The sequence below is a fragment of the Mucilaginibacter sp. cycad4 genome, assembly GCF_034263275.1.
Lineage (GTDB): Bacteria > Bacteroidota > Bacteroidia > Sphingobacteriales > Sphingobacteriaceae > Mucilaginibacter.
In genome coordinates this window covers 5,788,065-5,800,743 of sequence record NZ_CP139559.1, presented here as the reverse complement: position 1 = coordinate 5,800,743, position 12,679 = coordinate 5,788,065, and the positions used below count along the sequence as shown (strand labels likewise).

Sequence of the window (12,679 nt, the reverse complement as noted above, 5' to 3'; positions counted from 1 at the left end):
TGCGGTACCAGTCTTTTGCTTGCGACGTACCGTACTTAAATTTTTGATGGTAATGAAACTCATTATTTTAATGATCACCATCGCCTGTTTACAAGTGTCAGCCAAAAGCTATGCACAAAAAGTAACGCTTGATGCCAGAAACAAACCCATAACAGAAGTCTTTACACAAATACAAAAAGAAACTGGTTATCGGTTCTTCTGGGAAGACGGGGATGATATTTCAGGCATTAAGTTATCGGTTAAGATCGAAAACGAACCACTCAATGCTGCTTTGGATAAAGTTTTTGAGGGTTTGTCTTTTAATTATACTATCTCTAACAAAACAATTGTTGTACAAAAGAAAACAGCTTCACTGTTCGATAACATTCGTTCAATTTTCAGCTTAATCAACTTTCATATTAAAGTGGTGGATGACAAAGGTCAGTCCCTGCCCGGAGCCACCATCAGCCTTAAGGGTAAGAATTATGAAAAAGGCGCCATTTCCGACGCTAATGGCGATTTTACATTTGAGCGTATTCCCGAAGGCAATTATAATGTTGTCATTACGATGATCGGAGCAGCTCGTTTTGAGCGAACTTTAACTATCGATGGGGATCACAGGGAGCTTACCGCAACCTTGGGTACCTTGTCAGCGAGCCTGAGCGAAGTCGTGGTCGTAGGTTATGGCACCCAGCAAAAAGCAAACGTTACAAGCTCCGTAGAAACCGTTTCAAGCAAAGAAATCGTGAATCGTCCGGTTCCATCGGTACTTAATATCTTACAGGGTGAAGCAGCTGGCCTTAATATCCAGCAGACTGATGGAAATCCAGGGTATGGTTCAACTTCTATTGACATTCGTGGGAACAGCACCATATCGAATAACCCGGTCTTGTACATTGTGGACGGCATGGCCGTTAACGGAATTGATTACCTTAATCCAAATGACATTGAATCAATTAGTATTTTAAAGGATGCATCTGCAACCGCTATTTATGGAGCGAGAGCCTCCGGTGGAGTACTGCTGGTAACAACTAAAAAGGGCAAACTAAACAGCAAGCCTATCGTACAATACAGCTCCATATTTGGCTATCAGCGTCCGGCAAGATTACCCAAATTTGTCGATGCCCCGCAGTTTGTGGACCTTTACAACCAGGCGCAGTTAAATGATAATCCCGGCGCACAGGTTAAATTCACACCTGATCTGGTGCAGAAATACAAGTCAGGTGAGCTTCCAAGTACCAACTGGCTGCCATATATATTACATAATCAGGCTTTACAAAATCAGCAAAACCTGAGCGTTGCCGGCGGATCCAGCACTGCTGATTATTTTGTATCAGGTGGCTATCTCAACCAGGGAGGCCTGATTAAAAATGTTGATTATAAGCGATATAGCACAAGAGCCAACGTAAATGTGCAGGTTTCAAAACGATTGAAACTGGGTATAAATACTGTATTGACGAAAGAGGACAAACAACAGCCTTCCTATGGTATCGGCAGTGCACTTCAATGGTCGTATATAGTTCCGGTTACGGAATATCCCTACACCAAAGAAGGACATGACCGCTCTTATCGGGGTGGCGATCAGCCTAATGATATTATGACCAAAGCGGGCGTACAGAACGAGACCCTGAATACGATCAATACCAATTTCCTGGCCGAGTTCAAGATTACTGATGACTTGTTACTGAATGGTACTTATGGTTATAATTATACGAGCAGCTTCTTGTCCGGCTTTAATAATAAATATCCTTTATATAATGACGACGAGCAAATTGTCACTTACAACAACAACCCGAACAGCGCTTATAAGGCTAACTATTCAAGGGCACACCCGACAACATTGATTACCCTGAATTACAGCAAGGCATTCGGTAAGCATAATATCAAGGCGCTGGCAGGCTATTCTCAGGAGCAGGATCGCTACGATTACAATAGCATCACGCGCTATGGATTTTTGAATAATTCACTTGACCAGATCGACGCCGGCTCATCGGATCCAACCCTGACGAATGTATCTGGTAATGCAACTTCTTACGCGATCCGTTCTTGGTTCGGTCGCGTGAATTACAATTTTGACGGCAAATATCTTGTCGAAGCCAACGCCCGTTACGATGGCACTTCCGTGTTTCAAAAGAAGAAATACGGCTTCTTTCCCTCGGTATCCACAGGCTGGATAGCTTCTGAAGAGAATTTTTTCAAGCCTTTGGCAGCTACCATCAATTTCCTGAAAATAAGGGCTTCATTGGGCCAGGTGGGCAACCAGAATGCCGGCGGGCTATATCCGTATGCGAATACGATTGCCCAGGACAAATATGTGCTGAACAAGGCCGCTTCAACTACCACTTACTACAATAATTCACCGAACCCTGATCTGACATGGGAAGTAAAAACCACGATTAATCTTGGATTAGATCTAACCTTGCTTAAACACCTGGATGTGAATATTGATGTATTCAGGGATAAGACAACCGGCATATTGCTGGCACCGCCGGTTCCGTTGACCTACGGCATTGATGGTCCGCAACAAAATGTGGGAAGCCTACGTAATCAGGGTTTCGAGATTAACGTAGCGTATAAAAACAATATCGGCAATTTCAACTACCGTGCCGCTATTAACTTCTCGGATTCCCGTAACAAGATTCTTAGCTTGGGTGGAGCACCCGAACAATTAGGTGATAACCCGCTCCTTGTTGGTCAGTCCCGCTGGATATGGTATGGACTGCAGGCGGAAGGTCTGTTTCAATCCAAAGACGATATCGCTAACCACGCCACACAGGACCCAAGGGATATTCCAGGCGACATCAAGTACAAAGACGTGAACGGCGATGGCAAAATTACTCCGGACGACCGCACCGTTCTTGGGCAGGCAACACCTCATTATCGTTATGGCATCAGTCTTGGCGCCAGTTATAAGGGTTTCGATGTTTCCGTGCTGATGCAGGGTGTTTTCAGTAATTTACTTCGTGTTCAGGGCGGTGCTCAGGTTCCTTTTTTCTTTAACGGTGATGGCAATATTCTGCAATCTCAACTGGATTATTGGTCTCCGTCAAATCCAAATGCCCGGTATCCCGTACTTCGGACTGATCAGTCTATCAATAATGGCCAGTTCAATAGCTGGTGGCTTTTCAAAGCGGCTTATATGCGCTTCAAAAACGCCCAGATTGGTTATACGTTTGCCGATAAACTAACTAAGCGATTGGGGATCAGTTCCGCAAGATTCTTTTTAACCGGCGATAATTTATTCCTGATAACCAGCAAGAATTTCCCGAAAAACCTCGACCCGGAGATAGCCAACTTCGGAGACGGATCAAATTATCCCCAGGTACGTAATCTCAGCCTTGGTTTAAATGTAACCTTCTGACCATTGGATGTATAATTATTGAAGAAAAGATCATGAAAAATAAAAGATATTCTATAATAACAGCTTTCGTTGCCATAGTAGTAGCTGTTGGCTTGGCGGGATGCAAAAAAGACTTGCTCGATCAGCACCCACTCAATCAGATCACGGACGAAACCTATTGGCAGACGCCAGATGACGCGACAATGTTCGCAACACGCATGTACACCTACATGCCGCAGGATAACTTTGTTTATTACGAGGGCATGAGCGATAACGGTATCAGCAACGATCCCACGACTCGGCGATTTGGCAACAGCACACAGGACCCAACTGTTAGCAGTAAAGAATGGAGTTATGAACCGATGCGCCAGGCGTTCAGTTTTTTTGCCAATGTCGACAAGGTTCCGGATATGGATCCAACGCTCAAAAAACGGCTTACTGCCGAGGTGAAATTTGTGCTGGCTTACCGATATTTCATTATGACCACGCTTTACGGAGATATACCTTTTGTAAACAGTCTGATCACAGACCCGACAAAGGCAGATATCCCCAAAACCCCGAAAGCTGATATTATGAAAGCTGAACTGCAATGGCTCGATGAAGCAGCGGCTGACCTCCCGCTGAGTTATACCGGCGCTGATCTGGGACGGGCTACCAAAGGGGCAGCGTTGGCATTAAAATCCCGTATCTATTTGTACGCCGGAGATTATCCGAATGCAGCGGCGGCGGCAAAAACAGTTATGGACCTAAACATTTATAAGCTTTACCCTAACTACTTCGATTTTTTCCAGAAAGACGGCGATTATTCGTCTGAGGATATCTGGTCATTCGGCTACACGTTGTCTGTTCATCAAAACAGCCTGCGGGATATCTTAGGATCACAGGCCTTAATGAATGGACGAAACATACTTGACCCTACATCTGAATTGGTTAACGACTATGAAAGCAAGGATGGCTACTATCCCTATACAAAGGATCCTTCCTACATAACTACTGATCCTTTTAATAACAGAGATCCTCGCCTGAGACAAACAGTGCTATGTCCAGGAGATATTTATAAGTACCCATATTTTCCAAACACCAACCAATACGACCCATTCAACAACCAGGGCGACCGTATTGGAGGTGACCTTGGATCAAGGTCGGGATATTCCTGGTGTAAAAATGTGGACCGTTATGACTATGTGCGTTCAGGCGTTAATAATTGGAAAGCATTTCATTTCGCGGAAATACTCCTGAATTTTGCCGAAGCTCAAAATGAGGTTGGCGGGCCTACCGCTGATGTGATATCAGCACTTGATCAAATCCGCACAAGAGCGGGAATGCCAACAATCGTCCGGACCTTCAGTATAAATGGATTGGCTTTAAGTCAAACTAACATGCGCAACTTCATTCGCCATGAGCGACGAATTGAATTGGCAGGGGAAGGCCTGCGTTATTTCGACGTTCTACGTTGGAAAATCGGAGAACAGGTTTTGCAGGGGCCAATCTATACCGTTGATGCGTCTGCCGGTATAACCAATATCAGCACGACTAACGGACATATTAATAAATATCCTAAAACTGTTATAGAGCAGCGTTTCTTTAACAATGCTAAATTCTACGTTTGGCCCATACCTCAACGGGCGATAGATGATTCAAAGGGAATATTAACACAAAATCCGCTTTGGAAATAAAAATTAAGGGCGGCGCATAGCTGCCCATAATTAAACCCATTAATTCAAACAATAACATCAACAATGAAAATCAAAGTTCTTTTAAATAGCTGTTTCCTGTTAATCACGCAACTGGGTGTGGTAACTGCTTTCGCTCAAACTTCGAAACAGCCCTTAAATCAGTTGCAGCAATCTTTTGTAGATCTAAAATTTGGCATGTTCATTCACTTTAACATTCCGACATATTTTAACCAGGATTGGCCTGATCCGGAAGCATCGCCTTCAGCTTTCAACCCTACAAAACTTGACGCTGATCAATGGGCAAAAGCGGCCAAGTCCGCAAATATGACCTATGGATGCCTAACCACCAAACACCATAGTGGATTTTGCATTTGGGACACCAAATCCACCGGTTATAACGTAATGCATAGCCCTTATAAAAAAGATGTGGTTAGGCAGTTTGTAAACGCTTTTCGGGCAAATGGATTGAAGGTAATGCTATATTACTCTATTTTGGATACGCATCATAAGCTTCGTCCAAATGAAATTAAGCCTTCGCACATTGAAATGGTTAAAAAGCAGTTGACAGAGCTGCTGACAAATTATGGCCAGATAGAAGCCATTATTATTGATGGTTGGGATGCGCCGTGGTCAAGGATTTCTTATGATGATGTTCCGTTTGAGCAGATTTATAAGTTAGTAAAATCACTACAGCCTAACTGTATACTAATGGATCTGAACGGCGCGAAATATCCTAAAGATGGTCTTTATTACACCGATATCAAGACTTACGAAATGGGCGCCGGACAACGCATGTCGAAGGACATTAATCAAATGCCTTCTCTGGCTTGTCTGCCGTTGCAATCATCATGGTTCTGGAAAACTGATTTTCTGACAACACCGGTAAAGGAACCGGCAAAACTGGTTGAAGAAACGCTTATCCCGCTCAATAAAGCAAACTGTAATTTTATCTTAAATGTTGCCCCAAATCGTGATGGCTTATTTGATGACAACGCTATAGCGGCGTTAAAAGAAATAGGTAAGCTCTGGCATAATGATGGCTCGAAATCAGACTTTAAACCAACTGGAGCGCCGATCATGGCTTCGAACTTAGCCAAACATCAGCCGGCAAATTCAAGCTGGAGTGATGATATGAACATTATGGACTTTGCAAATGATGACGATTTCGGCTCCTCCTGGCAGTCGAATCCCGAAGTTAAAAATCCTTGGTATGAAGTTGATTTCAGGACGCCCCAAACCTTTAACGAGATAGTAATCTTTGAGCATAAAGCAAACATCAAAAAGTATAAGCTGGAGTATTTTGCAAATAATAAATGGAATACTTTGTTTGATGGAGAAAAAGACGAAAGGATTAAGCTGCACCGGTTCAATGCGGTAAAAGGTGAAAAAGTCAGGGTGCAGATCGGTAGCTCTGATTCTGCACCCTCTATCGCTGAATTCGGGGTTTATCTTGAACCAGCCTCTCTATAGCGTTATTTGTTTATATAACAAAGGGACGGTCATACTAATTAAACATACCAAAGGAACGCCAATTGTGGCGTTCTTTTGGTAAAGGGACCATTTAATTGAATTTAGCCAAATTGGCGATTTTCATCATTTTGTTTTTGATTCTGATTTGAATTAGAAATACTTGGTATTCTTTACGATTCGTCAAGCGTCATAAAAATAAAACCTGTACGTGTGATATAAATACTTGTCGTTGGAAAAATAAAGAGCGACAAAAACAAAGGATAAGTGCTCGTGAAATATTTAAAATCAGTCATGGGAAGGGAAGGTTCATTGTCGATTTTAACTCTTTATAACCGCTTTCTGCTTTATCATAGCTTTATCAGAAATAAAAAAGGGCTTTACAAAATTTTGTAAAGCCCTGATTATCAAGCGTGGAGAATATCGGAGTCGAACCGATGACCTCTTGCATGCCATGCAAGCGCTCTAGCCAGCTGAGCTAATCCCCCGTGGTGGGCTGCAAATATAGAATTTTGTGAATTAAAATGAAATTCTATTGTTATTTATTTTACCTAATCCTGCCTCAGCGCCTTTATACATCATCTTGTTTTATTTAAACTTAAAATATAAATGTACCAGGCTTGATCCCTAAAGACGTTTACAGGTGAGGAACTAAATGAAAAAGCTTATAAAAAAGTAAAGCCCCTGATGGGCAGGGGCCTTTACTAACCAATTATAAACCTAAATTATGAGAAGACTATTTTATGTGTTGTGCTATCTTTAGCATGGTGTAAAAGTAACACTAAGTTTTGATATTCGGAAAATATTTTTTGTAATTATTTTGTAAGTTTTATCAATTACACTATAGACCGATATCTTATTGTCAAAAATAAGAATAAAACATTAATAATTTACTAATTTTTTTAAAATTACTTGACAACAATCACAACCACATTCATTTCTAAACAAAAAAGACAAAATTTCAGTTGTAAAGTTTACAAAAATTTAATTTTAAATAGTTTTTAAAGTAAAATCAGGATTTAAACCGAACTTAAAATTGAATTTTAAAGCATTTTTCGCTTTTAAAGTAATTCAACAGTCAATTTTTCCATAGAAAACTATAAAATACTCCTCTTTTTCTGCCTTAATGTTGTTTTTAGCTCTTTAAAGAACGATTGTTTGCTAAAACAATTTACGTCATAAACGCAATTACATGATAAAAATTACTTTACAAAGGCTTTTTTTTAAAGATGCTTTAACACTTTTGCAGCAAAAATATACTGCCTTTTAAAATATGTCATCTACACATACCGCAAAACAACATCCGCATCTTACGCCATTAACCTTATGGATCATGACCATAGCTACAGGGTTGGTGGTAGCAAACATATATTACAACCAACCATTACTGGCCGATATGGCACACTCTTTTGGCGTAAGCGATAAAAAAGCGCAGCAAATATCGCTTTTTACACAAATTGGCTATGCTACAGGCTTATTATTTATAGTACCGCTGGCCGATATGCTTAAGCGTAAACGCCTTATTTTGATAGATTTTGTGCTCATGATCATATCGTTAATAGCCAGCGCCATGGCGCCTTCCGTAACTATACTTATGATAGCGGGGTTTTTGGTGGGTGTATCATCAATTATTCCGCAATTGCTGATCCCTATGGCAGCACATCTGGCTAAACCGCAGGAACGGGGGAAGAAGATTGGCTTTGTAATGAGCGGCTTATTAATCGGTATTTTACTGTCACGCACATTAAGCGGTTTTATAGGCGAGCATTTCGGCTGGCGAAGCATGTTTTATATAGCTGCCGGGTTGATGCTGCTCATCTGGTTCATGATATTTTTGTTTTTGCCCGAAATTGAACCCGATTATAAAGGCAATTACGGCAATTTGATGAAATCATTGATCCATTTAGTAAAAACCCAGCCTAAATTAAGGCTGGCGGCTTTCAGAGGGGCTTTATGCTTTGCCGGTTTCAGCGCATTTTGGACAACACTGGTATTCCTGTTAAAACAGCCGCAGTTTAATGAAGGCAGCGCCGCTGCGGGCATGTTTGGCCTGGTTGGTGCTTTCGGCGCGGTGGCTGTTGGCTTTATGGGCCGCCTGAGCGATAAAATGGACGCATACAAACTATCAATTTATACACTTTCGCTTATCCTGATCTCTTTTATCGTATTCTACTTTTCGAGCCACAGTATAATCGGGCTCATTATCGGGGTTATCCTTTTGGATATGGGTGTGCAGGCTACGCATATTTCCAACCAGTCTATCATTTTTGCATTGATCCCGGAAGCCCGTAACCGTATCAATACAGTGTACATGGTGTCTTATTTTATAGGCGGGGCCTTAGGCACGTTCTTCGCCAGTTTGGTTTGGAAAAACTACGAGTGGAACGGCGTGTGTGCTATTGGAGCTGCCTTATCAGTAATAGTGATCATAGTGCATTTGTTAAACTACAAAAAATCGTCCGCTACTGTTACTGATGTTCGATAACGTATACCCTGTTTATTTGCTCTAAATGCTTGTCTGCGTTAAATTGATCTAAAAAAGTAAAAATTTTTTCTGAAAAAACACTACTGGATTACAGCCATTTACATTTTATAGTAAAATAAATCTGAACTTTTAATGACTTTTTTTGCCTTTCGACAAAGTTTGGCATTGATTTAGATTGTTACTTATCAAACGCAGTTGTTATGAAAGCAAAAAACAAAGCGGTTAACCCTGAAGAAGAGAAAGAGTGGGAAAACCCAGTGGAACCGACAAAAACTTCAGACCCACGCGATGAGGAGCAAATATTAAGGCAGTATAAAGAAGCTAAACGCCGCCACGATAACCTCAGCGAGAACGAAGACGAAAAAAAGAAAGACTAAACAAAGACATTAAAACATCAAAAACCTACAACATGAAAACGCAAAAACAAACATCAACTACCAAACTAATAGCAACTTTTGATAACGCACTTAAAAACATCATCATGAGCGACTTAAAAGCTATCAAAACTAAAACGCCCTATTTAACACCGGCAGCTTAAACTAAACATAAAACTACATCACCTACACTACATCTACCTATGAAAGCATATAAACCAACACCCGCAATAACTAAATTACTTGCACGCTTTGATGCCGAATTACTGGAACTATTGAGGGCAGATTTAAAAAACTACAGGGCTAAAACCCAGTTCATGAGCAACAACAAGCAGGTAGCAGCACAGCAAACGCTGTCTGCCGCTTGATCAATATATATCTACATCTACCTATCGAATACTAACATCACCTATGAAAACGTGGAGCCCTGCAAAAAAACAGGGCTCTATTTTTTTGCAGTAAGCCGGGCAATTAATGCTATGTTAAGTTTGTATAATATTAAATAACAATATGTTAACACTTTAGTCATCTAAAGGAAATGCCTGAAACGGTTATTTGGAATAAAGCGGCGGGCGAAACATATTCGCCGGTCATAAAAAAAGTTTTATGCATTTTTCAATCCCCGCGGTTATTCTCCCCTTCCTTGGCCAGGTGGATCTGAGCAGTTCCCTGCTCACTGTTTTTATTCTCTGTATACTGGCAGTTATCGGTTTTGAGTTCGTGAACGGTTTTCATGATACTGCCAATGCAGTAGCTACAGTTATTTATACTAAGGCCCTGCGTCCGGTTTATGCTATTCCGTGGTCAGGCTTCTGGAACTTTTTAGGTGTTTGCCTTGGCGGGGTTACCGTAGCTATGGGTATTTTAAAACTGGTACCATTAGATACACTGATGACTTTGCCTGTGAGTGTTGGGGCCTGCCTGGTGCTTGCCGTATTGCTGGCCTCTATTGTATGGAACCTGGGCACCTGGTACCTTGGCATCCCCTGCTCAAGTTCGCATACCATGATAGGTGCCATGATTGGCGGCGGACTTGCCTTTACCTTTTATTACAACGGTCCGGGCGTAAACTGGAGCAAAGCCGGCGAAATAGGCTCATCGCTCATACTTTCGCCAATAATAGGTTTCGGTGCGGCTGCCCTGCTGATGCTGTTCCTGAAACATGTAACCAAATCACACGCGTTGTTTCATATTCCCAGTGGTGAAAACGACAGGCCGCCAATACACATTCGTCTTTTGCTGGTAACCACCTGTACGCTGGTAAGCTTTTTCCATGGCAGTAATGACGGGCAAAAAGGCGTGGGCTTGTTCATGCTCATACTGATCGCTTTTTTACCAGCCCGCTTTGCGGTAAACCACGCTGTGCCCGATGCCAAAGTTTTATCGGCCCTGAACCAAACGGAGCAGGTTATTAATCAGCAGTTTGCAAACAATAGCGAAAAGAAACCTGTTTTAACTGAACTGACTGCCGCTATTGATCAAACCAAAGCATCACTGGCCGAAAAAAATGAAAAAGAGGTAGCAAAAACTTACCGTTACCGTAAACAGGTTGAAGGGGTTATAAAAGATATAAGGGCTGTGATTAAAGATCCGCGGGTAAACCTGGAATCTAAAGATAAAGAGGCGCTTACCTCGGCAGCCAACGAACTTGAGCTTGTAACGGATTTTGCGCCGGTATGGGTTATCGCCATTATATCGCTTTCCCTTGGTGTTGGGACTATGGTAGGCTGGAAAAGGATTGTAGTTACTATTGGCGAAAAGATAGGCAACGAGCATTTGAATTATGCCCAGGGTGCAACATCCGAGATAGTGGCGGCATCAACCATTGGCTTAAGTACAGGATTCGGATTGCCGGTGAGTACAACGCATGTACTATCGAGCGGGATAGCCGGGGCCATGGTTGCATCGGGCGGAAAAGGAAATTTAAATAACGGCACGCTTAAAAACATCGCTTTAGCCTGGGTGCTTACTTTGCCGGTTGCGATAACTTTAGCATTTTTATTATTCATGCTTTTTCATTTGTTTATATAATACGTTAAAATGAAGCAGATACTGGTAGCCACCGATTTTTCAAAATGCGCCGCGAACGCAATGGCTTATGCTATGGAACTGGCAAACATATTAGGCCGCGAAGTTTGCGCTATACATGCCATACACCCCACCGAAGGGATCAACAACAGCACTTATAACGCCATCTTTATTGAAGATTACTATAATAATAAACGTGAGGCCTTAAAAGAATGGGTAAGTGTTTATACCAAAGATGACAAGTATAAAAACGTTAAGGTAACTACCCTTTGTGATGTAGGCTTTTTAAAAACAGTAATAACCCGGTATGTTGATAAACATGAGGTTGAGTTACTGGTGATGGGCATTATGGGCGCTACCGGCATCAGCGGCATAGTGGGCAGTAACGCCAGTATGGTAGTAACCAAAATAAAGGTACCTACGCTTATCATACCCCTGGAAAGCAAGTTTGAAAACGTGCCAATGATAACCCTGGCTACCGATTTTGAAACCCGCCTTTCTGCCGTTGACGTTAACGCTTTAAATGAAATGATCAAAGCATTTGGCTCGGCTAAAATGCAGGTGCTGTATGTGGCCGAAAAAACTGATACCGAACAGGTGCAGGTTTGGGAGGCCCGGCTGCGCGACCTGATCAGGCATACCGATCTGGAATTTAATTATATCCAGGATAGCAGCGCATTAAACGGGATCATGAACTTTATTCAGTCGCACGAAACGGATATGCTTTGCCTGGTTAAGCATCATCACAATATAGTATACCGTTTGTTTACACGTAGTACTGTTAACCAGGTGATGAATAAATCGGTAAAGGCGATATTAATTTTACACGAGTAAAGCTAAAGGCCTGATGCATAAAGCCAAAAGCTGATTGCCCGGGAGTAACCAATTAGATTAATTAATAAACTTTATATAAATACAATATGGACCAGGTTAATTATCCTATAGTAATAATTGTAGTTATTGCGGTTATTATATTATTGATATGGATCATCAGGCGTAACCAGAAAGATGAAAAAAAGCTGGAAAAGGATATTATTCAATCCGAGCTGAAGCCGGAAGAGAATGATGATAAAGAAATAGAATCCTGAGAAGTTGTTCAAAAGAGGATTGGCGAAATAGCATCATGCTCCAGCGTCATTGCGAGGCACGAAGCAATCGCGAACTATACAGAGCGGCTCTGCTTATAGGGGATTGCTTCGTGCCTCGCAATGGCGTGATCGTAAGCTATTGATTATTAAGTGTATTTTTCGATCAATTTTATAACATGGGCGTTCCCGTTAGCTAACGGGCCGGGCTTTCCGTTCCAAGTCCTCGCTTTGCCTACCCACAA

10 protein-coding genes and 1 tRNA gene are annotated in these 12,679 nt (G+C 41.8%); 10 read left to right on the top strand and 1 reads right to left on the bottom strand.

The window, feature by feature from the left end; all coding sequences use genetic code 11:
* The first annotated feature begins 52 nt into the window (after positions 1 to 52).
* The 3 genes from SNE26_RS23780 to SNE26_RS23770 all read left to right on the top strand — a co-directional run bounded on the left by SNE26_RS23780 (position 53) and on the right by SNE26_RS23770 (position 6,465).
* The gene (locus SNE26_RS23780; RefSeq protein WP_321556347.1) at positions 53 to 3,340 is read left to right on the top strand and encodes a TonB-dependent receptor; all 3,288 of its coding nucleotides are present in this window, start codon (positions 53 to 55) and stop codon (positions 3,338 to 3,340) included.
* 32 nt (positions 3,341 to 3,372) lie between these two features.
* The gene (locus SNE26_RS23775) at positions 3,373 to 4,995 is read left to right on the top strand and encodes a RagB/SusD family nutrient uptake outer membrane protein (protein ID WP_321556346.1); all 1,623 of its coding nucleotides are present in this window, start codon (positions 3,373 to 3,375) and stop codon (positions 4,993 to 4,995) included.
* Between the two features lie 63 nt (positions 4,996 to 5,058).
* Complete coding sequence (locus SNE26_RS23770) at positions 5,059 to 6,465, top strand: alpha-L-fucosidase (protein ID WP_321556345.1); 1,407 nt, start codon at positions 5,059 to 5,061, stop codon at positions 6,463 to 6,465.
* Positions 6,466 to 6,876: 411 nt separating this feature from the next.
* On the opposite strand, the gene SNE26_RS23765 is transcribed toward SNE26_RS23770, so the two are convergent.
* A tRNA-Ala gene (locus SNE26_RS23765) sits at positions 6,877 to 6,950 on the bottom strand.
* A 785-nt stretch (positions 6,951 to 7,735) separates the two neighbouring features.
* Here SNE26_RS23765 and SNE26_RS23760 point away from each other — a divergent pair.
* The 7 genes from SNE26_RS23760 (at position 7,736) to SNE26_RS23730 (ending at position 12,437) form a co-directional block, all read left to right on the top strand.
* On the top strand, positions 7,736 to 8,947 hold the full coding sequence (locus SNE26_RS23760; RefSeq protein ID WP_321556344.1) for an MFS transporter: 1,212 nt from the start codon (positions 7,736 to 7,738) through the stop codon (positions 8,945 to 8,947).
* A gap of 200 nt (positions 8,948 to 9,147) precedes the next feature.
* Positions 9,148 to 9,324 carry a hypothetical protein gene (locus tag SNE26_RS23755; RefSeq protein WP_321556343.1) on the top strand — a complete coding sequence of 59 codons (177 nt, stop codon included), beginning with the start codon at positions 9,148 to 9,150 and terminating at the stop codon, positions 9,322 to 9,324.
* 32 nt (positions 9,325 to 9,356) lie between these two features.
* A complete protein-coding gene (locus SNE26_RS23750) occupies positions 9,357 to 9,485 on the top strand; it encodes a hypothetical protein (RefSeq protein ID WP_321556342.1) in 129 nt (42 codons plus the stop codon).
* A 39-nt stretch (positions 9,486 to 9,524) separates the two neighbouring features.
* A complete protein-coding gene (locus SNE26_RS23745; RefSeq protein WP_321556341.1) occupies positions 9,525 to 9,689 on the top strand; it encodes a hypothetical protein in 165 nt (54 codons plus the stop codon).
* 238 nt (positions 9,690 to 9,927) lie between these two features.
* Positions 9,928 to 11,352 (top strand): inorganic phosphate transporter, encoded by a 1,425-nt coding sequence (locus SNE26_RS23740; protein ID WP_321556340.1) that lies wholly within the window; start codon positions 9,928 to 9,930, stop codon positions 11,350 to 11,352.
* Positions 11,353 to 11,361: 9 nt separating this feature from the next.
* Positions 11,362 to 12,183, top strand: a complete 822-nt coding sequence (locus SNE26_RS23735; RefSeq protein WP_321556339.1) for a universal stress protein — start codon at positions 11,362 to 11,364, stop codon at positions 12,181 to 12,183.
* Between the two features lie 86 nt (positions 12,184 to 12,269).
* Positions 12,270 to 12,437: a hypothetical protein gene (locus SNE26_RS23730; RefSeq protein ID WP_321556338.1), complete on the top strand. Its 168-nt coding sequence runs from the start codon at positions 12,270 to 12,272 to the stop codon at positions 12,435 to 12,437.
* Positions 12,438 to 12,679: the final 242 nt, after the last annotated feature.